Here is a 21,728-nt window from a genome sequence, read left to right as displayed (position 1 = left end):
TCCTATACCCCAGCTTGTTCAGCGCAGCAACGGTTAAGGTCGTATCGCCTTGTATCACCCCGTTCACCCCTCGCGATGCCGGGTCCGGGCGTAGATGAGCGGCGGCAGGGCCAGCGCTATTGCGGCCATGCTCAGTTGCAGGTGGGTGACACCGATGGTCTCATTGCCTGGGGCGGCGAACAGCAGGCCGGCGGCGAATAAGACCACGCGCATGAACAGGCCCATCGGGCCTTGCCCTAACCCGCCCACATAGCTGACATGGCCCTGCAGGGCGCCTGAAATGAAGGTGATGCCGATCAGGGCTGTCGTTAGCACGAAGGCGATTTCACCGGCTGAGCCGACGCCGACCAGCGCCGGGTTGAGCACGAAGAAGAACGGTGCGATATAGATCACCCCGCCCAGCCGCATGGCCTCCAAACCCGTTTTGAACGGGGTAGCCCCGGCCATGGTCGCCGCCGCAAACGCGCCCAGTGCGACCGGCGGCGTGATATAGCTGACCATGCCCCAGTACAGGATGAACAGGTGCACTGCCAGCCGGTTGAGCCCGGCCTGCTCAAGCGCCGGTGCCAGCACCACGGCCAGGAAGATATAGCACGCCGTCACCGTCATCCCCATGCCGAACACGAACGCCGTCAGCGCGCCCATGATGAGCAGCACGATGACATTGTTGCCGGCCATGAACACCAGGTCGTTGACCAGGGTGCCGGCCAGCCCGGTGGCGGAAAACGCCCCGACAATCAGCCCGACGCCCAGCAGCACCGCAGTCAGTTCGGCCAGCGCCTTGCCGACGCCGAACACCAGGTCGGTGCCGCTGCTCAACGTAAACCGGTGGCGTTTGAGAAACTGGTTGATGACCAGCAGCAAAGCGGTGGCGTAAAACGGCGCCAGCGTATCCTGACGCAGGTGCACCATCATGAAAATCAACAGGCCAAATACGAACAGGTAAAGCCAGCCGTCCCTGACGGCGGCGGACAGCGACGGAAGTTCCTCGCGTGCAATGCCCTTCAGGCCGCGGCGTGCCGCATAGGCGTCGATCTGCGCGAACAGGCCGAAATAATACAGGACCGAGGGGATCGTGGCGGCCAGCGCAATCTCGATATAGGGCCGCTCCAGGAACGACGCCATGACGAACGCCGTCGCCCCCATGATCGGCGGCATCAGCACCCCGCCGGTCGAGGCACAGGCCTCGGTCGCCGCCGCATAGCGCGGCTGGAAGCCGGATTTCTTCATGGCCGGTATCGACACGGCGCCGGTGGTCAGCACGTTGGAGATCACCGAGCCCGACATCGAGCCCATGAACCCGGAGGCGAATATGGCGACCTTTGCCGCGCCGCCCCGGAACCGCCCGACCAGGGCCAGTGCCAGATCGTTGAAAAACTTGCCGCCGCCGGTGCGCTGCAGCACCGCGCCGAACAGGATGAAACCGATCACCAGCGTGCCGAAGGCGCGCATCGGGATGCCGAACGAGCTTTCCGCGGAAATGATGTGATAGGGCACCGTGTCCCAGAACGGCTGCGCGAACCCGTTCAGCGGATTGGGCACCTTGTCGGCAAAGGTCGGATAGACCGAAAACACCGCCACGATGATGAACAGAGTAAAACCGCCGGCCCGGCGCGTGCCTTCCAGGATCAGCCCGTAGACCAGAAGCGAGGCCCAGCGCGCGGTTTCCGGCGCGGCGTATTCCCAGCCTGAATCCAGGCTCTGCTCCGCCGTTGCCGCGAAATACCCCATGGCTGCAAGTGAAAGGCCCGACAATGCCCAGTCATACCATTGCGGCGTTGAGGGTGACGTCCTGAACATCCTGAAACACAAAAACACCTGGGCCAGGAACAGGCCACCCAGCAGATACAGGTACTGACCCTGCAACAGCGTGGTGACGTATCTGCCGAAGCCGAACAGCTGATAAACCGACAGGGCGATGCCCGCCACGGTCAGGATGACCACGGCAGTGCGGGCGGCAGGTCCGATATCGGACCGCGCCAGCGTCGGTTCGGCATTTACCAGCCCGGCAGGCTCTGCCGGTTTCGTTTCAGCCACATTGGTCAGGACAGCGCCCCTTCGCCTTGCATACACGCGGCCCGTTGCGAGCCGCGCGCACTACTCTATCTGAAGTATCAGGAACGGGATGGGTTTTGGTTCACTGAACCAAATCCCATAAACCTGATCGTCCCTAAAGTGCTCTAGAACACTACCTTGAAGCCACCGGCCTCAAGCGCTTCCCGGCGCCTCTTGTCCCAGGCTTTGGCCCAGTCGTCCGGGTTGGCGTCCTTCAGTTGCTGCCAGGCGGCCAGCAGGGCCTGCTGGCGTTTGATCAGGTTGTCATTGTGCGCCTGGGCGGCGTCGGTCCAGGCCCCGATTTCCTTGTAATAGCGGATGGCGCCTTCATGGTAGGGCGCAACCCATTCGAAATTCTGCTTGTCCTTGGACCAGCCGCCAATGCCCGGCGCCTTGCCGTCATATTGCGGGAACAGTTCCACCATCGCCTTGGTCATGTTGTAGACCAGCTCTGCATCCTGTGACGCCATGGCGGTCAGCACCGGGTAGGCATAGCCTGCCGTGGGCACCGGATCGCCGCCGTCAATACCTGCGCCTACCTTTGCGTTCACCGGCGAGAAGAACGGTGCGATTTTCTGCATCCGGGCCAGGCCTTCTTTGTTGGCCGGGTCGATCTCGGGCCAGATCAGGCCACGCGGATTGGATTCCTGCGCGTAAGCCAGGCCGGAATTGGTCGAGGCGAACACCGCATCCACCTCGTTGTTGCCCATGCCTTTCCAGGACGCGCTGAAACCGCCGAAGTCGACGCGTTCCACGTCATCCCAGGTCAGCCCGCCATAGGCGAGATAGGCCTCGTTGTTGACGTTCAGCGCCGGGGCGCCCTTGACCCAGGCCACCCGCATGCCCTTCAGGTCGGAATAACCAAAACCCTTGCAGTCCGGCTTGCCGGCCTTTTCGCACACGTCCTTGGCGACCCCCATCGACAGCCCGACCGCGCCGCCATTGTTGGCCATCAGCACGCGAACCGGCTGCGGCCCCCAGTTTTCGGCACCGAACTGGAACACACCCTCCTGGGCCATGAACGATCCGCCGACGCCGGTGGCGGAAAACTGCACCTTGCCCTGGCGCAGCGGCTCGGTGCGTGCGACATCGTTTTTGCCGGGCAGGACGCGCAAATTGGTGCCGAAGGCGGCCTTCAGCGCTGCGCCGATGGCGACCGACTGGTTGTATCCGGCAGACCCGGTGCCGTAGGCGGTCCAGGCCAGCTGGCCCGGCAGTTTGGCATCGGCAGCATATGCCTGTCCGGCAAAGGCCAGCGCGGTCGCGCCCAGCAGCAGTGTTCTTACGCAGTTCATTCCTGATTTCCTCCTGATCACGGTTCTCCGCCCAGTCGGGCGACTGGCAGGACCGATCTTTTTATCACGGCGCTTTTCACCGTTCGCTTTGCCGTCCCGGCATGGCGGTGCAACCTGATTTGTTGCTGTAAAGAGACTTGTACGAATGAAGTTTGTTGGCAAGGCCAATAATGAAATTCCATTCCAGTGCCGCGCGCTGCTGACGCAAGCGTGACCCGCCAACACCACATTGTGACGCATGCGGCACTTCCACCACTGGAATCTTTCTAAGGTTTTGCGCCATAAATATATCACACATTTGGTGAGGGTAGAGTTGATGGATTACGCAGGCTTTTTTGAACAGCAACTTGGCAGTCTTCGCGATGAAGGCCGTTACCGTGTATTTGCCGACCTGGCGCGCCATCAGGGCCAGTTTCCAAAGGCCGCGCGCTACAAGCCGGACGGTTCGGTCTCGGACGTCACGGTGTGGTGTTCCAACGACTATCTCGGCATGGGCCAGAACCCGGACGTAATCGCCGCCATGACCGCAGCCATCAAGCAGTGCGGCGCCGGCGCCGGCGGCACCCGCAATATCTCCGGCACCAATCACCACCATGTCGAGCTCGAGCGCGAACTGGCCGACCTGCACGGCAAGGAAGCAGCCCTGATCTTTACCTCCGGCTATGTCTCCAACTGGGCCTCGCTCGGGACGCTTGCATCCAAGCTGCCCGGCTGTGCGGTGTTTTCCGACGCCGACAATCACGCCTCGATGATCGAGGGCATCCGGCATTCCAAGGCCGAACGCCATATCTGGAAGCATAACGACCCGGAAGACCTCGACCGCCTGCTGTCCCAGGTTGATCCGGACCGGCCCAAGCTGGTGGCGTTTGAAAGCGTCTACTCCATGGACGGTGATATTTCACCGATCGCGGAAATCTGCGACGTGGCCGAAAAGCACAATGCGCTCACTTACCTGGACGAAGTGCACGCTGTCGGCATGTACGGCCCGCGCGGCGGCGGTGTTGCCGAACGTGAAGGCATCATGGACCGTCTTGACGTGATCGAGGGCACGCTGGGCAAGGCCTTCGGTGTCATGGGCGGTTACATCACCGCGTCAACGCAGCTGTGCGATTTCGTGCGCTCGTTTGCCTCCGGCTTCATCTTCACCACCGCGCTGCCACCTGCCGTTGCAGCAGGCGCAATCTCGTCGATCAGGCACCTGAAGCAATCCGACACCGAGCGCCTCAAGCAGCGCGAAATGGTGGCGGCCCTGCGCACCGGCCTCGACAAGGCCGGCATTCCGCACATGCCCAACGACAGCCACATCGTGCCGGTCATGGTGGGTGATGCGGTGAAGTGCAAATGGATTTCCGACTGGCTGCTGGACAATGCCGGCATTTATGTCCAGCCGATCAACTATCCGACCGTGCCCAAGGGCACAGAGCGGCTGCGTTTTACGCCGACCCCCTTGCATAGCCAGGCCGATATCGAGCACCTTGTCTCCGCACTGAACGAATTGTGGTCCCAGTGTGCCCTGGCGCGCGCGGTTGCCTGACAAAGGTTAGCCAACCGATTGCCCGTCGGGCCTGACAACCACCACGGGATAAAACTGGCAAGGGTTACTTCACATGACAAGAAACGGGGGCCAGCTGCTGGTCGCGTGCCTGAAAGCGCTCGGCGCAAAGACCGCTTACGGGGTGCCGGGCGAAAGCTACCTGGCGGTGCTTGACGCACTGCACGACACTAAAGGCGCACTGGATTTCGTGTTATGCCGCAATGAAGGCGGCGCCGGTTTCATGGCCGCTGCCCATGGCAAGCTCACCGGCGAGCCGGGCATTTGCATGGTGACCCGCGGGCCCGGCGCCACCAATGCCTCCATCGGCGTGCACACGGCCCGGCAGGATTCCTCGCCAATGATCCTGTTCGTCGGCCAGGTCGGCACCGACCAGCGTGACCGCGAGGCATTCCAGGAAATCAACTATCGCCAGTTTCACGGCTCGGTGGCCAAGTGGGCGGTTGAAATCGACCAGGTCGAGCGCATCCCGGAACTGGTGTCGCGCGCCTGGGCAACGGCCCTGTCGGGCAGGCCCGGACCTGTGGTCGTCGCGCTGCCGGAAGACATGCTGACCAGCCTCACCGATGTTGCACCGTGCGCCCCGGTCCTCATTCCCGAAGCCGCACCCGCGCCGGAAGCCATCACGGCGCTTGAGCACGAGCTGTCAAATGCCAAAAAGCCATTGATCATCGCCGGCGGCAGCGGCTGGTCCGATGACGGCGCGCGCGCACTGCAAAGCTTTGCCGAGGCCAGCGACATTCCGGTCCTGGTGACATTCCGCTCGCAGGACCTGATCGACAACCTGTCGGATGTCTATGCCGGTGATGCCGGTGTCGGCATGTTCCCGCAGACCCGGCAATTGATTGTCGAGGCTGACCTGATCATCGCGGTCAACATCCGCTTCGGCGAAATGGTCGCCGACGCCTGGAGCCTGCTGGATGTTCCCAACCCGGCCAAGCGCATCGTGCATGCCCATGCCTCTGATGCCGAGATCGGCAAGATCTATGCAGCCCATGTGCCGGTCCATTCAGGCCCCAACCAGTTTTCCCGCGCGGTCGAGAAACTGTCGGTCAACGGCGATTGGGCAGGTTGGCGCGAGGAAGCTCGTGCCGGATACCTGGCCTATGTGGACGCGCCTGCCCAGCCCGGTTCCGTCGACATGGTCGCGGTCATGGCGCACCTGCGCGAGGTGTTGCCGGATGACGTGATCATCACCAACGGTGCCGGCAATTTCGCCACCTGGCCGGGCCGCTTCCTGCGCTACGGGCCGAAGCAGCGCCTGGTGGCGCCGCAAAGCGGTTCGATGGGGTATGGCGTGCCGGCAGCCATTGCAGCCAAGGTCAATCACCGCGACCGGTTGGTGGTGTGCTTTGCCGGTGACGGCGATTTCCAGATGAACTGCCAGGAGCTCGGCTCGGCGCGCCAGGCAAACGCCCAGCCGGTCATCCTGATCGTCAACAACGGCACTTACGGCACCATCCGCATGCACCAGGAAAAAACCTATCCCGAGCGGGTGTCCGGCACCGAGATCGAAAACCCGGATTTTGCCATGCTGGCCCGGGCGTACGGCTTTCACGGCGAGCGGGTCGAGACGACGGCGGACTTCGCTGCTGCGTTCGAACGCGCCTGTGCGTCTGAAACCGGTGCCGTGCTCGACCTGAACGTGTCGGCGGAATCGCTGTCGCCACGCCAGACCCTGTCGCAAATGCGTGCGGCCGGGATCAAGGTGAGGGATGGAAAATAGTCCGCATAACCACCATGCAGCGGAATTCATAAATCTGTGTGTTGATCTTATCTCAAAACTTGCGCAGTCTTCGCGTCCTGTTGAAACTCCGGAGAAATTTATGCCTACCGTCAATCGTTTTGCCGACTTTCATGATGAGATCACCGCCTGGCGCCGGGACCTGCACGCCAACCCGGAAATCCTGTTTGATGTGCATCGCACTGCCGGCATCGTGGCGGACAAGCTGAAAGAGTTCGGCGTAGACGAAATCGTCACCGGCATCGGCCGCACCGGCGTTGTCGGCGTCATTCACGGCAATACCAACAACTCCGGCAGGGTGATCGGCCTGCGTGCCGACATGGACGCCCTGCCGATCCAGGAGATCCGCGACCTGGAGCACAAGTCCACCATTGACGGTGCCATGCATGCCTGCGGCCATGACGGGCATACGTCCATGCTACTGGGCGCGGCCAAGTATCTTTCCGAGACGCGCAACTTCGACGGCACTGCAATCGTCATCTTCCAGCCGGCCGAAGAAGGTGGCGGCGGTGGCCGCGAAATGGTCGACGAAGGCATGATGGACCGCTTCAACGTCCAGCAGGTGTTCGGCATGCACAATATGCCCGACCTGCCGGTGGGCCAGTTTGCCATTCGTCCCGGTGGCCTGATGGCATCGGCCGACTTTTTCTCCGTCGACATCGAAGGCAAAGGCGGCCATGCAGCGCGCCCCAACGGCTGTATCGACCCGGCCATCGTGGTGGCCCAGATCGTCAACGGTTTCCAGTCCATCGTGTCGCGCAACACCGATCCGATCGAAAGCATGGTCATCTCGACGACCCAGATACACCTGGGCGATGCAGATAATGTGATCCCTCAGACCGCCCGCATGAGCGGTACCGTGCGCACGCTCAAACCCGAGGTTCGTGACCTGGCGGAAGAGCGTATGAAAGCGGTCTGCGAACATATCGGCGCGGCGTTTGAAGCCAAGGTCGAGCTGAATTACGCACGCAATTACCCGGTGACCGTGAATCATCCAGAAGAGACCGCCTTCGCGGCGTCCGTGGCCCGCCAGGTTGTCGGTGCCGGCAATGTCGACGAGAATACACCGCCGGTGATGGGTGGCGAGGACTTCTCGTTCATGCTGGAAGCCCGGCCCGGTGCCTTCATTTTTGTCGGCCAGGGCGACAGTGCCGGGTTGCATCATCCTGAATATGACTTCAACGACGAGATCATTCCCATCGGCTGCTCATACTGGGCCCGACTGGTAGAAACGGCCATGCCGGCAGGCAACTAAAACATAGGGAGCTGGGGCTGATGGGCAGTATCCTGTTTCGCAATGCCACACTGGTTGACGGCACTGTTGATGAAGCCCGCGAAGGCTTTGACGTGCTGGTCGAAGACGACCGCATCAAGGAGATATCGGACAAGCCGCTGACCGCGCCTTCGGGCGCGCAGGAAATCGACCTGAAGGGCAAGACTTTGATGCCTGGCCTGATTGACGCCCATGTCCACGTCAAGGCGACCATGCTCAACCTGGGCCGTCTCAACGACGTGCCGGTCACCTATCTCATCGCCAGCGCCGCGCAGATCATGAAGGCGATGCTGATGCGCGGCTTCACCTCGGTTCGCGATGCCGCCGGCGCCGACCGCGGCATGGCCGACGCGGTGGATCACAACCTGATTGTCGGTCCGCGCCTGTTCGTGTCGGGCCTGGCCCTGTCGCAGACCGGCGGCCATTGCGATTTTCGCGCGCCCACGGAAGTGTCCACAGTCATCACCTGCGCCTGCCAGGTTTCCGCCCAGCAGCTCGGCCGCATCGCAGACGGTGTCGACGAGTGCCGCCGGGCCGCACGTGATGAACTGCGCAAGGGCGCCCACCAGCTCAAGATCATGGCTGGTGGCGGTGTTGCATCGCCCACCGACCCGATCCAGAACACCCAGTATTCGGTAGATGAAATGTGCGCCATCGTCGAGGAGTGCGACGCCTGGCATACCTACGCGACCGCCCATGCCTACACCCCCCATGCAATCAAGCGGGTGGTCGAGTGCGGCGTGCGCTGTGTCGAGCACGGCAACCTGATCGACGAAGAAGCGGCGAATTTGATGGCTGAAAACGACGTCTATCATGTGCCGACCAGCATTACCTACTTTGCCATGAACAAGCACGGCGCCGACTTCGGCATGCCGGAAGTGTCCATGCAGAAGCTGGGTGAAATCGTCGACGCCGGCATGCGTGCCGTTGAAATCAGCAGGAACGCCGGCGTGAAAATCGGCCACGGCAGCGATCTTCTGGGACCTTTGCACAAATACCAGTCCGACGAGTTTTCACTGAAGGCATCGGTGATGGGCAACCATGGTGCCATCAAATCGGCAACGATGACCAATGCGGAAATACTCAGGCAGGATACAGAGCTGGGCCAGTTGAAGGCGGGTTTCAAGGCAGACCTTATCGTGGTCGACGGCAACCCGCTGGATGATATCGGCGTGCTGGAAGGCGACGGGGCGCACATCCCGCTGGTGATGCGTGATGGCATGATTTTCAAGGACGAGATGGCGGCAGCTTAAGCAAGAATTCAAATCCTCAAGTCCGCAATTGCAGATTGTGTCGCTTTAGGGGTAGGCTTCGATCAAACTAAAAATGGTTAGCAACAGGGAGTAGAAAAAGACCATGTTAGGTAAAACACTTAAAGCATTGCTGGTGGGCACAACGATTGTGGCCGGGGCGAGCGCGGCAAATGCCGAAACGTTCAGGTGGGCATTCCAGGGCGACGCCCAGACGCTTGACCCGCACGGGCTTTTTGAAACGCTGACACTTGGTTTCCAGGGCAACATTTATGAAGGCCTGGTCAAGCGCAACGATAAGATGGAAATCGTCGGCGCGCTGGCCGAAAGCTGGGAGAACATCGAGCCGACCGTGTGGCGCTTCAAACTGCGTCCCGGTGTCAAGTTCCACAATGGTAATGACCTGACCGCTGAAGACGTGGTGTTCTCGGTCAACCGGCTGAACACCGAAGGCTCCGACATGAAAGTGGTGGCGGCCCTGATCAAGGAGGCCAAGGCTGTTGATGACCTGACGGTCGACATCATCACCCCGACGCCAAATCCGATCCTGCCGAACCAGTTTGAAATCTTCTACATCATGGACAAGCAGTGGGCCGAGGAGAACAAGGCCACTGAAGCCACCAATGTGAAGGGCGGCGACGAAGGCAACCATGCCAATCTGAACGCCAACGGCACCGGCCCGTTTATCGTCAAGTCGCGCCAGACCGGCGTCAAAACCGTGTTGACCCGTAATCCCGACTATTGGGACAAGGATATGAAGTCCAATGTCACCGAGGCGATCTTTACCCCGATTGCCCAGGATGCAACCCGGGTGGCAGCGCTGATTTCAGGCAATGTCGATCTCGCCTATCCGATGCCGGTGCAGGACTGGAAGCGGCTTGAAAGCGCTGAAGGCGTGAAGCCGCTGGCAGGTCCGGAAGCCCGTACCATCTTCCTCGGCTTCGACCAGCTGCGCGATGAGCTGACAACGTCAAACATCAAGGGCAAGAACCCGTTCAAGGACGTGCGTGTGCGCAAGGCGTTCATGCATGCGATCAACGTCGACGCCATCCAGCAGAAGGTGATGCGCGGTGCGTCCATCCCGGCAGGTCTGATGGTGGCGCCACAGATCAATGGCTACAGCGAAGCCATGAACGCCCGTCCGGCCTATGATGTCGAAGCTGCCAAGAAGCTGATGGAAGAGGCAGGCTATGCCGACGGCTTTGAAGTCACCATGGACTGCCCGAATGATCGTTATGTCAACGACGAGCAGATCTGCCAGGCATCGGCCGCCATGCTGGCCAAGATCAACGTCAAGGTGAACCTCTTGGCCCAGACCAAGTCGAAATATTTCGGCAAGGTGCTTGCCCAGAACGGTTATGACACGAGCTTCTTCCTGCTCGGCTGGACACCGTCGACCTTTGACAGCCATAACGTGATCTCGTCGCTCATCGCCTGCCGTGGTGGTGAAGACAAGATCGGTTCGTTCAATCTCGGCGGCTACTGCAATCCGAAGATCAATGAACTGACTGCCAAGATCCAGTCTGAAACAGATCAGGCAAAGCGTCAGGCAATGATCGACGAGGTGTTCAAGCTCCACCAGGACGAAGTCGGTCACATTCCGCTGCACCAGCAGCCGCTGTCATGGGGTGTGTCGGACAAGGTTGAGGTGGTCCAGCGCCCCGACAACCAGTTCGATCTGCGCTACGCAGTGGTCAAGAAGTAACCACTGATCACCTACAATCCCGGCCGGACCATCCATCAGCTCATCTGACGGATGGTCCGGTCCATAATACGCATTCAGTGTGATTGGATCTTATGCTTACCTTCATTGCAAAACGGCTCGTGCAGTCAATCCTGGTCATGCTGACTGTGGGGCTGATCGCCTTTTCGCTGTTTCGCTATGTAGGTGACCCGATCAACAATATGGTTGGCCAGGACACATCCCTGGAAGAGCGCGTGGAACTGAAGGAGAAGCTTGGCCTGAATGACAGCTTCATTGTTCAGTTCGGCCGGTTTGCCGTCAATGCCGCCCAGGGCAATTTTGGCTTCTCATACCAGCATCGCAGGCCGGTATCCGACTTGATCGCCGAACGCCTGCCGGCAACGCTTGAGCTTTCGATCGTATCTGCGTTTCTGGCCATGGCCATCGGTATCCCCATGGGCGTCTATACGGCCATCCGGCGAAACAGCTGGCTGTCGCATTCCTTCATGACGTTGTCGCTGGTCGGCATATCGCTGCCGACATTCCTGATCGGCATATTGCTGATCCTGCTGTTCGGCGTGGTGTTGCGCTGGCTGCCGACTTTCGGGCGCGGCGATGTGGTTCAGCTCGGTTGGTGGTCGACCGGGCTGCTGACGGCGTCCGGCCTCAAATCGCTGATCATGCCGTCCATTACGCTTGCGCTTTTCCAGATGACACTGATCATGCGGCTGGTGCGCTCTGAAATGCTGGAAGTCATGCGCACCGATTTCGTGAAATTCGCCCGTGCCCGCGGCCTGGCGGAGCGTTATGTGAACTTCGTTGTGGCGCTGAAAAACACCATGGTGCCGGTGATCACCATCACCGGCCTGCAACTGGGATCGATCATTGCGTTCGCCATCATCACCGAAAGCGTGTTCCAGTGGCCGGGCATGGGGCTGCTGTTCATTCAGGCGGTGGGCAATGTCGATATTCCCATCATGGCGGCCTACCTGGTGCTGATTGCGTTTTTCTTCGTGGTGATCAACCTGATCGTCGACATGCTCTATGTGGTCGTTGATCCTCGCCTGCGCGTTGACAGCGCCGGCGGGCACTGAGGATTTGGGGGCGGCAATGACTGACACAACGGCACAAAACATTCAGAAGAGCTGGCTTGCCCGGGCGCTTGACAGTGACCTGTGGTACAGCTTCCGCCGCTCACCGGTGACTATTGTATCCGCCATTTTGACCATCCTGTTTTTCGTGTCTGCGTTATTCGCCAACTGGATTGCGCCGCATAATCCGTTTGACCTGGCTTCGATTTCCATCATGGATGCCAGCCTGCCGCCGGCCTGGATGGAAGGCAGTGATCCGCGGTTCTGGCTCGGCACCGATGATCAGGGCCGTGATATTTTCTCAACCATCATATTCGGCGCCCGGATCTCGCTGTTTGTCGGATTTGCGTCGGTCATATTTTCGATGATCCTCGGCATCTCGCTGGGCCTGATTTCCGGTTATGTCGGTGGCCGGCTGGACGCCTTCATCATGCGCGTGGCCGATATTCAGTTGTCGTTCCCGGCCATCCTGATTGCCCTGCTGATCGACGGTGTCGCACGTGGCGTGCTGCCGCGCGAAATGCACCAGGACCTGGTGTTTTACGTGCTGATCTTCGCCATCGGGATATCCGGCTGGGTGCAGTATGCACGCACCGTCCGCGGCTCAACACTGGTTGAAAAGAACAAGGAATATGTGCAGGCTGCCAGGGTCATCGGCATTGGCCCGCTCATCATTCTGTGGCGGCATATCCTGCCCAATGTCATGGGTCCGGTCCTGGTGATCGCCACCATCCATTTGGCCATTGCGGTCATTACCGAAGCGACCTTGTCGTTCCTCGGTGTCGGCGTGCCGCCGACGACGCCGTCGCTCGGCACCCTGATCCGCATCGGCAACGACTTCCTGTTTTCCGGTGAATGGTGGATCACCATCTTCCCCGGCATAGCCCTGGTGCTGCTGGTGCTGGCCATCAACCTTTTAGGCGACTGGCTGCGTGACGCATTGAACCCCAAACTCAGATGAAGGCCGACGTGGAACATAACAGCCTGCTCACCATTGAAGGCATGAGGGTGGAGTTTCCCAGCCGCCGCGGTCACGTTGTTGCCGTTGAACGGCTGGACCTGACGGTCGAGCCGGGTGAAATCCTCGGTGTTGTCGGTGAATCCGGCGCCGGCAAGTCAACCATCGGCAATGCGGTGATCGGCCTGCTGGAACCGCCCGGCGAAATGACCGAAGGCAGCATCCTGCTGAAGGGCGACCGTATCGACCATCTCGATGATGCTGCCCAGCGCAAGATACGCGGTGCCCGCATCGGCATGATCTTCCAGGATCCGCTGACCTCGCTGGACCCGCTGCAGACCATTGAGCGTCAGCTTGTCGACACCATCCAGCGTCATCTCAACCTGGCCGAAGCCGAAGCCCGTGCCCGTGCGGTTGACCTGCTCGACCAGGTTGGAATTCCTGATCCCGACGTACGTATCGCGCAATACCCGCACCAGTTCTCCGGCGGCATGCGCCAGCGCGTGGTGATTGCCCTGGCGCTGTGTGCCGATCCGGAACTGGTCATTGCCGATGAACCGACAACGGCACTGGACGTATCGGTGCAGGCGCAGATTCTCGATCTGATGAAGGCGCTGTGCCGTGACCGCCAGGTCGGCATGATCCTGATCACCCACGACATGGGCGTGATTTCCGAAACCGCCGACCGGGTGGCCGTGATGTATCGCGGCCGGGTGGTTGAAACCGGCACCACGCAGCAGATCATGTCAAAGCCAACCCATGATTATACCAAGAGCCTAATCTCCGCCGTGCCGCGCCCGGACAAGCGGTTGAAGCGGTTTCCGCTGGTCACCTATATCGAGGATGCCGAGGAGCGGCCTGAAGGCCTGAACCTGGCCACCCACTGGCTCGGCAAGGCGCGCGAGGAGCACAAGCTCACCGGCAACCTGGTCGAGTTGCAGGATGCGCACATGCGCTTCATCACGCGCCACTCGCTGTTTCCTTCGCGACGGTTGTATCTCGATGCCGTGAAAGATGTGTCGTTCGCCATCCAGCCCGGCGAGGTGTTTGGACTGGTGGGCGAGTCAGGCTCCGGCAAGTCGACGATCGCCCGGATGATCACCGGCATTTACAAGCCGTCGGGCGGCACCATCTCGTTCGACGGTACCGACATGACCGCACTGGAATCCCGTGCCGCAGCCGCGCCGTTCCGCCGTCAGATGCAGATGATCTTCCAGGATCCGTTCTCATCGCTCAATCCGCGCATGCGGGTGGAAGACATCATCGAAGAGCCCATCCATTTCCACAAAATGGCCTATGACCAGCAGGAAGCCCGCCAGATCATGCATGACCTGCTGGATGTGGTCGGCCTGGGCGCCCAGGCAGCACGCAAGTTTCCGCACGAGTTCTCCGGCGGCCAGCGCCAGCGCATTTCAATCGCCCGCGCCCTTGCCACGCGGCCCCGGTTCCTGATCTGCGACGAACCGACATCAGCGCTTGATGTATCGATCCAGGCCCAGGTTCTGAACCTGCTGAAGGACCTGCAGTCGGAACTCAACCTGACCATGCTGTTCATCTCCCATGACCTGCCGGTGATCCGTCAGGTCTGCGACCGGGTCGGCGTCATGCGTCATGGCCAGTTACTGGAGGTTGCACCGACGGAAACCCTGTTTACCGATCCGCAGCACGACTACACCAAGCACCTGCTCAAGCTGATGCCGAAGTTTCGCGGCTTCCGCATGCCCGAGCTGGAGGCCTGACCTAGATCAGGTCCAGCTCTTCAAGAACCTTGCGGGCCACCCGGAAGCACTCAACGCCTTGCGGTACGCCGCAATAAATCGAGATGACATGGATAATGGCCCGAATCTCTTCAACGCTGACGCCGTTGGTGATGGCGCCGCGGCAATGGATTTCCCATTCGTGCATCTTGCCCAGGGCGCCGATCATGGCGAGGTTCATCATCGAGCGGGTCTTTGCGTCTATGGTTTCGTCGCCCCAGCCGAAGCCCCAGCACCAGGCGGTCATGGCCTCCTGGAACGGCCGGTTGAAATCATCCGCGGCGGCAAGGTTTTTCTCCACGTACTCGTCGCCCAGTGTCGACTTGCGCTTGGCCAGGCCCTTTTCAAATAAAGTCTTATCCATCTACTGCTTCCCGCATCCATTGTTGAAGTTTTTCGACCGAGTGCTCCGAATTGACGCCGCAGTCGGGATCGACCACCAGCGGGCCGGGCCGGTAACCCGATGATCTCAAACCCCGCTGGACCGATTCAACCAGATGGATGTCTTCTTCCACCGTTGTTTCGCGATCCTGCACGGCAAGCTTGCTGATCACATCGGATTTCGCACCGTCGATCGTGTACCAGCCGCGCCAGACCACCACGTGATCAGCGTCAACAGCGCGCCAGTGGTAGGTGTTGAGCACATTGCCGGGATAGACCTGGAACGAGAACATCGGCCACAGGAACCACGACGAGTATTCGCCTGCGTGTTCGTTCGCCTGCAAATCGATTGCATAGCTCATCCGGTCGAGATTCTGGCATTCGGTGGTGTGGCGCAGGCAATGTCCTTGCGGCTGGATGTCATAGGTTTCCGGCTTCACCACACCTGTTGAAAACGTCTGGTGATTGAGCTTGCAGTGATAGCATTCGGAATAATTTTCTATGGACACTTTCCAGTTGCAGTTTTCGGGAATCTCCACCCATTCGACATGTTTCAGCCTGCCATGATGGGGAACGAATGCGGCAAGCTGTTCGCGCACATCGGGAAACCACGCGTCCATCGGTTCCGCGTCCGGGTCGAGATTGGCGAACAGAAAGCCGCAGAACTCCTCGATGCGCACCGTTGTCAGACAGATGTCCGAGCGGTCAAAACCGGGCACCGACTGGATGTTCGGCCCTGACCGCAACTGGCCGGACAGCTCGTAAGTCCAGGCATGATAGGGACACACCACCAGCCGGGTATTTCCTTCGCCGGTTACGAGTTCATGGGCGCGATGCTGGCAGACATTGTAGTAGGCATTTATCGCACCGTCCTTGCCTCTTATGCAGAACAGGTTTTCACCCGCCATCGAGAAGGTGAAATAATCACCGGTATTCTCCACCTGGGAGACGTGCCCGGCAAATTGCCAGGTGCGCTTGAACAGGCCTTGAGTTTCGATCCGGAAGACCTCCGGATCGGTGTAGTAGCGCGCATCAAGCGATCTGGTGGGGTTTGACTTGCCGGACATGGTCAGCCTGCCTCCTCCTCCACGTAAATGCCCAGCTCGTGACGGCGTTCGTGGAATTTCTTGACGCGCCCGACAATCTCGCTGTCGGCAGATGCGATGACGAATGACAGAAGCGTCTCCAGCAGCGCGATGGTTGACACCGATGACGGGAAGAACTGCGGCGTGTCGGCGGCCACCACGAAACCGTGCTGCGATCCGGCGACGATCGGCGAGGCCGGGCTGTCTGACATGCCGACAATGGTCAGTCCCTGTTCGCGCGCAATGCGAACCGCCTCGACCACCTCGCTGCGATACGGCTTGCAGGTGATCGCGATCAGCACGTCGCGGTCATCGGCGCGCGCCAGGTCATCGACGGCCGTGCTGCCGGGCTTCGGAATCGGGTGGAACTGTTCCATGCCGGTCGATGCCAGGTAGGTGAAGTTGCGGGCGTTTGAATTGTTGACCCCGACACCCAGCACAAACACCTGCCGCGATGCCCAGATGTCGTCGGCGGCTGACTTGAGCGCCGTCTCGTCGATGCCGGCGAAAGTCTCCTCGATGTTGCGCAGGGCGGAATTGACCATGTCGGCGTACAGGCTGCCCAGCTTGCCGGACTGGCTGATCGACTGCAGCCAGCGCGCCCGGTCGGGAAAACTGGCGGTGCCGCGCCTGATCTCATCGCGAAACGGTTCGCGGAAATCCTCATAGCCGTCAAAGCCCAGGACCCTGGCCATGCGCACCAGCGTGTTGGGTTTTACATCCGCTGCCGTGGCGATTTCACGTATCGAGCTGACGCCCACTTCGTTGGGGTTTTCCAGCACGAAGGTAGCCGCCTTGCGCACTTCCGGCGTCAGGCTGGCAAGTTCCGTGGTCAGCCTGCCGAGAAGGTCAGGCGGAGCGAATTGGTCGGATAATGGTACGTTTATATCATTCATGATTGACGAGTGTACAATTGTACGATAGCTGTTGTCCATCGCAAAACAACTCTGCCGGAGTGAAAATCAATGGTGCCGTCTCATGCCCGGGTAGTGATCGTTGGTGGTGGCGTCATGGGCTGCGGCATTGCCTATCACCTGGCCCATGAGGGCTGGAGCGACATTGTCCTGCTGGAAAAGGCTGAACTGACGTCGGGCTCCACCTGGCACGCCGCCGGCCAGATCACCCACTCCACGTCCAGCTTCGGTCTCGGCAAGTGTGTCGATTACAATATCGGCCTGTACGCCGGGAAGCTGGAGGCGGAGACCGGCCATTCGGTGACCTGGCATGGCTGCGGGTCGTTCAGGCTGGCCTACACCGAAGACGAGATGGACTGGCTGCGCCAGACACTGTCTGTCGGACGCTCTCTGGGCTTCAATATCGAGCTGGTCGGTCCGGCCAGGATCGCCGAACTGCACCCGTTCTACAATCTCGACGGTGTCATCGGTGCGCTGTACACGCCGGATGACGGCCATGTCGATCCTTCAGGCGTTACCCAGGCCATGGCGGCAGGCGCCCGCAGGCTGGGTGCGAAGATCATCCGCCACTGCCGCGCCACCGACATAGTGCAATTGCCGGGTGGTGAATGGAAAGTGTCGACGGAACACGGCGATATTGTCTGTGAGCATGTCGTCAATGCAGGCGGCACCTATGCCCGGCAGATGGGGGAGTGGTCAGGCCTGCAACTGCCGATGACCTCGATGACCCATCACTACCTGGTCACCGACACGGTGCCGGAGTTCCTGGAGCTTGAGAGAGAGCTGCCGGTCATCCGTGACGACAAACTGGTATCCGGCTATATCCGCATGGAGCAGAAGTCCGGCCTGATCGGTATCTATGAAAAGGAAAATCCCAATACGGTGTGGGAAGATCATTGCCCGTGGGAAGCCGAAAACGAGCTGTTTGCCGCCGACTATGACCGCATCATGCCATGGCTGGAAAACGCCATGGGCCGCATGCCGGTCTTCGCCGAACTGGGTATCAAGCGCGAAGTGCACGGCGCCATCTCGCATCCCCCCGACGGCAATCCGCTGATCGGTCCGGCACCGGACGTCAAAAACTACTGGTGCTGCTGCGGCACCCAGATCGGCATCGGCTGGGGGCCCGGCCTGTCGCGTGAACTGGCTCGCTGGATGGTGCATGGCGCTGCGGACATCTCCATGCGCGAATACGATCCGCGCCGCTTCGGCGCCTATGCCGGCAAGGACTGGCAGGTGGTCAAGGCAAAGGAGGACTACTGCCTGCGCCACGAAATCCCGTTCCCGCATTTCAACCGGCCGACCGGCCGGCCGGTAAAGCCCGGCCCGCTTTATGAAAAACTGAAGGCCAGGGGCGCGGTGTATGAGGAGGTCTATGGTCATGAGCGCCCGCGCTGGTTCGCAACCGGTGGCATCGAACAGCGTGACTACTACTCCTTCCGGCGCACCGAAATCCATGACCTGCTGGCGGCGGAAGTAAAAGCGGTGCGTGAGCGTGCCGGTATCATGGACATCACCGGTTTCACCAAGGTCGAAGTGTCCGGTGCGGATGCGGAACGCTTCCTTGACGGCCTGGCGCCGAACCGCCTGCCGAAGAACACAGGCGGTATCGCGCTGACCCACCTGCTCAACCGCCGTGGCCGCATCGAGATTGAACTGACCATCGTGCGTCTTGCTGAAGACCGCTTCTACCTGGTGTGTGCCGCCTTCTTCGAACAGCGCCTGCTGGATCATCTCGCACGGCATCGTGACGACGAGGACCTGCAGATCACCAACCGGTCCGATGGCTGGGCGGCCCTGACACTCAACGGGCCAAGGTCACGCGATATCCTGTCAGCCTGCACTGATACCCCGCTGGACAATGCCAGGTTCCGCTGGATGTCGGCGCGTGAGATCGACATTGCCGGACACACCGTGTGGGCATTCCGCATGTCCTACGCGGGAGAACTAGGCTGGGAGTTTCACGGTCCCCGCGACGTCATGCCGGGCATCTATGACGCGTTGTGTACCGCAGGTGAAGCGCACGGACTGGCAGACTACGGTTCGTTCGCCATGAACATCCTGCGCATGGAAAAGATGTTCCAGGGCGCAGGCGAACTGACCAATGAAGTGACCTTGCCGGAAGCCGGTGTCATGCGTTTTGTCAAAATGGAAAAGCAGTTCTTCGGCAGGCAGCAGACGCAGGATAGTCTCGACAGGCCGCTGCCCTGGGTGTGCGCCTATATCGCCATCGAGCCGGATGGCGTCTGGGACGGCAATGGCGGCGAAGCCGTGCTGCACGAGGGCCAGGTCGTCGGCTCGACTGCGTCCGTCGCCTATGGTCATACGGTCGGGAAAATTCTGGCATTTGCCTATATCAAACCGCAGGCCGCCGAGCCCGGCACCAGGCTGGAAGTGGTCATTGCCGGCGAACCGCGTCCCGCGTGTGTGATGGGTGAACCGGCTTATGATCCGCACAGCCTGTTACCTCGAACCGATGCCGCACTGGAGCCAGCCCAATGAACATTCCTGACAAAATGAAAGCCTTCGTGCTCACCGGCCACGGCGACATGGACAAGCTCGTCTACCATACCGACTGGCCGGTACCGGTTCCAGGCACCGGTGAGGTGCTGGTCAAGGTGCATGCCTGCGGCCTCAACAATACCGACGTGAACACCCGCACGGCGTGGTACTCCAAGGGTGTCAGTGAGAACACAACCGGGGGTGCCTTCGACAGCGCCGACGACGACGATGCCACGTGGGGTGGCGCACCGATCACGTTCCCGCGTATCCAGGGCGCCGATGTCTGCGGCACCGTCATTGCCGGGTCTGACAGTCTGATCGGCAAGCGGGTGTTGATTGAGACATGGTTGCGCGATTGGGATGACCCGCTCAACTTGTCAAAAATAGGTTATTTCGGGTCCGAATGCGACGGTGGATATGCCGAGTATTTGAAAATTGACGAGCGCTATGTCCACCCGGTCAACAGCGACCTTTCCGATGCGGAACTGGCGACATTTGCCACCTCCTGGATCACAGCAGAGAACATGCTCAACCGTGCCAATGTTGCGGAAGGTGACACAGTTCTCATTTCCGGCGCATCCGGTGGTGTCGGTTCAGCGCTGATCCAGCTCGCCAACCGGCGTGGGGCGACAAGCATCGCCATGGCCAGTAGATCCAAGCACGATGCGGTATCCGGCTTCGAGCCCCATGCCATACTGGACCGCGCGCCTGGCAATCTGAAACAGGCCCTGAAGCAGGCCATTGGCCGCGACACCGTCAGCGTGGTGGCGGATGTTGTCGGCGGCAGCTACTGGCCGCAACTGATTGACGCGCTCGACCGGGGCGGGCGCTACACCTGCGCCGGTGCCATTGCCGGACCCATGGTGGAAATGGATCTGCGCACATTCTATCTGCGCGACCTGACCTTTACCGGTGCCACCATCGTTCCGCCCGGCGTGTTTGCCGATCTGGTCGGCTACATTGAGCGTGGCGAAGTGAAACCGGCGCTTGCGGCAACGTACCCGCTGGAACAGCTTCACGATGCCCAGCAGGCCTTCATCGACAAGAAACACACCGGCAATATCGTGGTCACCATCATATGAAAATCACCCGCATCTCAGTCTTCCAGAAGGACCTGCCGTTGGCTGACCCGTACTGGCTGTCGGGAGGCCGGCTCAAGTTCGAGGTGCTCGATGCCACCTTCGTCAAGCTTGAAACCGATGCCGGTCTGACCGGTTGGGGTGAAGGCACACCCTGGGGGCACACCTATGTGCCCGCGCACGGGCCCGGCATCCGCGCCGGGATGGAGACCATGGCCCCTGTCATCCTGGGCCGGGATCCGCGCCAGGTGGAGCTTGTCGAGCGGGCCATGGACCTGTGCCTGCCCGGCCATCTCTATGCCAAGGCGCCGGTGGACCTGGCCTGCTGGGACATCATGGGCAAGGCATGCGGCCTGCCCATCGCCGACCTGCTCGGTGGCAAGCGCGATACCGGCACACCGGCGGCATCATCCGTATCATCGGGCGACCCGGATTACATGATGGGCATCATCAACAGGTATCGCGAACAGGGCTATGTGGCGCATTCGGCCAAGGTCGGCGGCAATGTCGATGCGGACATCGAGCGCATCCGCCATATCGAGGCCAACCGCAGACCCGGCGAGGTCGTGCTCTATGACGTTAACCGGGCCTGGACCCGGCGCGAAGCCAACATCGTCATGAACGCGGTTGCCGACCTCGGCGTGACCTTCGAGCAACCCGGCGAGACGCTCGACGACATCGCGGAAATTCGAAAACTGACCACGTCACCGATCAGCGTCGATGAAACCCTGGTGACGCTGCAGGACGCCTGCCGTATCGCCCGTGACGGTATCGCCGAGGTCTTCGGTATCAAGCTCAACCGGGTCGGTGGCCTGACCAAGGCCAGGCGCATGCGCGACGTGGCGCTGGCCCACGGCATCCAGATTTTCGTGATGGCCACCGGCGGCTCGGTGATGGCAGACACCGAAGCGGCCCACCTGGCCCAGTCGATCCCTGAAGAGTTTATCCGCGCCTCCTGGTCGTGCCAGGACATGCTGACGGTGGACGTGGCGCCGGGCCGGGGCTGCCGCACCGAGAACGGCATTCTGACCGTCGATGACACGCCCGGGCTCGGTTGCGATCCGGACGAGGCCATACTCGGCGATCCGGTGGCAGTGTATGAGTAGGG

At 60.6% G+C, this 21,728-nt stretch carries 17 protein-coding genes; 11 read left to right on the top strand and 6 right to left on the bottom strand.

Going from position 1 to position 21,728, the window contains the following annotated elements:
• Positions 1–63: 63 nt before the first annotated feature.
• From DHN55_RS04130 to DHN55_RS22220, 3 genes are all read right to left on the bottom strand, one after another.
• Positions 64–2,073 carry a TRAP transporter permease gene (locus tag DHN55_RS04130; RefSeq protein WP_337659906.1) on the bottom strand — a complete coding sequence of 670 codons (2,010 nt, stop codon included), beginning with the start codon at positions 2,071–2,073 and terminating at the stop codon, positions 64–66.
• Between the two features lie 107 nt (positions 2,074–2,180).
• On the bottom strand, positions 2,181–3,350 hold the full coding sequence (locus DHN55_RS04125) for a TAXI family TRAP transporter solute-binding subunit (protein WP_108880103.1): 1,170 nt from the start codon (positions 3,348–3,350) through the stop codon (positions 2,181–2,183).
• Positions 3,351–3,426: 76 nt separating this feature from the next.
• A complete protein-coding gene (locus tag DHN55_RS22220) occupies positions 3,427–3,633 on the bottom strand; it encodes a hypothetical protein (protein ID WP_337659905.1) in 207 nt (68 codons plus the stop codon).
• 33 nt (positions 3,634–3,666) lie between these two features.
• Between DHN55_RS22220 and hemA the strand changes: the two genes are divergently transcribed.
• The 8 genes from hemA to DHN55_RS04085 all read left to right on the top strand — a co-directional run bounded on the left by hemA (position 3,667) and on the right by DHN55_RS04085 (position 14,641).
• A complete protein-coding gene (gene hemA / locus DHN55_RS04120) occupies positions 3,667–4,884 on the top strand; it encodes a 5-aminolevulinate synthase (RefSeq protein WP_108880102.1) in 1,218 nt (405 codons plus the stop codon).
• A gap of 73 nt (positions 4,885–4,957) precedes the next feature.
• Complete coding sequence (locus DHN55_RS04115; protein WP_108880101.1) at positions 4,958–6,628, top strand: thiamine pyrophosphate-dependent enzyme; 1,671 nt, start codon at positions 4,958–4,960, stop codon at positions 6,626–6,628.
• A 100-nt stretch (positions 6,629–6,728) separates the two neighbouring features.
• The gene (locus DHN55_RS04110; RefSeq protein ID WP_108880100.1) at positions 6,729–7,901 is read left to right on the top strand and encodes an amidohydrolase; all 1,173 of its coding nucleotides are present in this window, start codon (positions 6,729–6,731) and stop codon (positions 7,899–7,901) included.
• A 20-nt stretch (positions 7,902–7,921) separates the two neighbouring features.
• Positions 7,922–9,172 carry an amidohydrolase family protein gene (locus DHN55_RS04105; RefSeq protein WP_108880099.1) on the top strand — a complete coding sequence of 417 codons (1,251 nt, stop codon included), beginning with the start codon at positions 7,922–7,924 and terminating at the stop codon, positions 9,170–9,172.
• 103 nt (positions 9,173–9,275) lie between these two features.
• Complete coding sequence (locus DHN55_RS04100) at positions 9,276–10,874, top strand: ABC transporter substrate-binding protein (protein WP_108880098.1); 1,599 nt, start codon at positions 9,276–9,278, stop codon at positions 10,872–10,874.
• A gap of 92 nt (positions 10,875–10,966) precedes the next feature.
• Positions 10,967–11,947: an ABC transporter permease subunit gene (locus tag DHN55_RS04095; RefSeq protein WP_108880097.1), complete on the top strand. Its 981-nt coding sequence runs from the start codon at positions 10,967–10,969 to the stop codon at positions 11,945–11,947.
• Between the two features lie 16 nt (positions 11,948–11,963).
• On the top strand, positions 11,964–12,905 hold the full coding sequence (locus DHN55_RS04090; RefSeq protein WP_108880096.1) for an ABC transporter permease subunit: 942 nt from the start codon (positions 11,964–11,966) through the stop codon (positions 12,903–12,905).
• Entirely contained in the window at positions 12,902–14,641 is a 1,740-nt protein-coding gene (locus tag DHN55_RS04085) for a dipeptide ABC transporter ATP-binding protein (protein ID WP_108880095.1), read from the top strand. The genes DHN55_RS04090 and DHN55_RS04085 overlap by 4 nt, the downstream gene beginning before the upstream one ends.
• A 1-nt stretch (position 14,642) precedes the next feature.
• Here DHN55_RS04085 and DHN55_RS04080 read toward each other — a convergent pair whose 3' ends face one another.
• The 3 genes from DHN55_RS04080 to DHN55_RS04070 are packed head-to-tail and all read right to left on the bottom strand — an operon-like array spanning position 14,643 to position 17,021.
• Positions 14,643–15,023, bottom strand: coding sequence for a carboxymuconolactone decarboxylase family protein (locus DHN55_RS04080; RefSeq protein ID WP_108880094.1), 381 nt, complete (start codon positions 15,021–15,023; stop codon positions 14,643–14,645).
• Entirely contained in the window at positions 15,016–16,107 is a 1,092-nt protein-coding gene (locus tag DHN55_RS04075) for an SRPBCC family protein (RefSeq protein WP_108880093.1), read from the bottom strand. The genes DHN55_RS04080 and DHN55_RS04075 overlap by 8 nt, the downstream gene beginning before the upstream one ends.
• A 2-nt stretch (positions 16,108–16,109) precedes the next feature.
• Positions 16,110–17,021, bottom strand: a complete 912-nt coding sequence (locus DHN55_RS04070; protein WP_108881691.1) for an SIS domain-containing protein — start codon at positions 17,019–17,021, stop codon at positions 16,110–16,112.
• A gap of 69 nt (positions 17,022–17,090) precedes the next feature.
• Here DHN55_RS04070 and DHN55_RS04065 point away from each other — a divergent pair, with 69 nt between their 5' ends.
• The 3 genes from DHN55_RS04065 to DHN55_RS04055 are packed head-to-tail and all read left to right on the top strand — an operon-like array spanning position 17,091 to position 21,726.
• The gene (locus DHN55_RS04065; protein WP_108880092.1) at positions 17,091–19,541 is read left to right on the top strand and encodes an FAD-dependent oxidoreductase; all 2,451 of its coding nucleotides are present in this window, start codon (positions 17,091–17,093) and stop codon (positions 19,539–19,541) included.
• Complete coding sequence (locus DHN55_RS04060) at positions 19,538–20,623, top strand: alcohol dehydrogenase family protein (RefSeq protein WP_337659904.1); 1,086 nt, start codon at positions 19,538–19,540, stop codon at positions 20,621–20,623. Before DHN55_RS04065 ends, DHN55_RS04060 begins: the two co-directional genes overlap by 4 nt.
• Positions 20,620–21,726, top strand: a complete 1,107-nt coding sequence (locus DHN55_RS04055; protein WP_108880091.1) for an enolase C-terminal domain-like protein — start codon at positions 20,620–20,622, stop codon at positions 21,724–21,726. Before DHN55_RS04060 ends, DHN55_RS04055 begins: the two co-directional genes overlap by 4 nt.
• The last annotated feature ends 2 nt before the right edge of the window (positions 21,727–21,728 follow it).

It is taken from the genome of Anderseniella sp. Alg231-50 (assembly GCF_900149695.1).
GTDB lineage: Bacteria > Pseudomonadota > Alphaproteobacteria > Rhizobiales > Aestuariivirgaceae > Anderseniella.
This window is presented reverse-complemented; position numbering and strand designations above follow the sequence as displayed.

What these genes read in the sequence shown, in the direction of transcription:
- DHN55_RS04125 (WP_108880103.1), bottom strand. Translation starts at nt 3,350, where the DNA reads ATGAACTGCGTAAGAACACTGCTGCTGGGCGCGACCGCGCTGGCCTTT.
- DHN55_RS22220 (WP_337659905.1), bottom strand. Translation starts at nt 3,633, where the DNA reads ATGGCGCAAAACCTTAGAAAGATTCCAGTGGTGGAAGTGCCGCATGCG.
- hemA (WP_108880102.1), top strand. Translation starts at nt 3,667, where the DNA reads ATGGATTACGCAGGCTTTTTTGAACAGCAACTTGGCAGTCTTCGCGAT.
- DHN55_RS04115 (WP_108880101.1), top strand. Translation starts at nt 4,958, where the DNA reads ATGACAAGAAACGGGGGCCAGCTGCTGGTCGCGTGCCTGAAAGCGCTC.
- DHN55_RS04110 (WP_108880100.1), top strand. Translation starts at nt 6,729, where the DNA reads ATGCCTACCGTCAATCGTTTTGCCGACTTTCATGATGAGATCACCGCC.
- DHN55_RS04105 (WP_108880099.1), top strand. Translation starts at nt 7,922, where the DNA reads ATGGGCAGTATCCTGTTTCGCAATGCCACACTGGTTGACGGCACTGTT.
- DHN55_RS04100 (WP_108880098.1), top strand. Translation starts at nt 9,276, where the DNA reads ATGTTAGGTAAAACACTTAAAGCATTGCTGGTGGGCACAACGATTGTG.
- DHN55_RS04095 (WP_108880097.1), top strand. Translation starts at nt 10,967, where the DNA reads ATGCTTACCTTCATTGCAAAACGGCTCGTGCAGTCAATCCTGGTCATG.
- DHN55_RS04090 (WP_108880096.1), top strand. Translation starts at nt 11,964, where the DNA reads ATGACTGACACAACGGCACAAAACATTCAGAAGAGCTGGCTTGCCCGG.
- DHN55_RS04085 (WP_108880095.1), top strand. Translation starts at nt 12,902, where the DNA reads ATGAAGGCCGACGTGGAACATAACAGCCTGCTCACCATTGAAGGCATG.
- DHN55_RS04080 (WP_108880094.1), bottom strand. Translation starts at nt 15,023, where the DNA reads ATGGATAAGACTTTATTTGAAAAGGGCCTGGCCAAGCGCAAGTCGACA.
- DHN55_RS04075 (WP_108880093.1), bottom strand. Translation starts at nt 16,107, where the DNA reads ATGTCCGGCAAGTCAAACCCCACCAGATCGCTTGATGCGCGCTACTAC.
- DHN55_RS04070 (WP_108881691.1), bottom strand. Translation starts at nt 17,021, where the DNA reads ATGAATGATATAAACGTACCATTATCCGACCAATTCGCTCCGCCTGAC.
- DHN55_RS04065 (WP_108880092.1), top strand. Translation starts at nt 17,091, where the DNA reads ATGGTGCCGTCTCATGCCCGGGTAGTGATCGTTGGTGGTGGCGTCATG.
- DHN55_RS04060 (WP_337659904.1), top strand. Translation starts at nt 19,538, where the DNA reads ATGAACATTCCTGACAAAATGAAAGCCTTCGTGCTCACCGGCCACGGC.
- DHN55_RS04055 (WP_108880091.1), top strand. Translation starts at nt 20,620, where the DNA reads ATGAAAATCACCCGCATCTCAGTCTTCCAGAAGGACCTGCCGTTGGCT.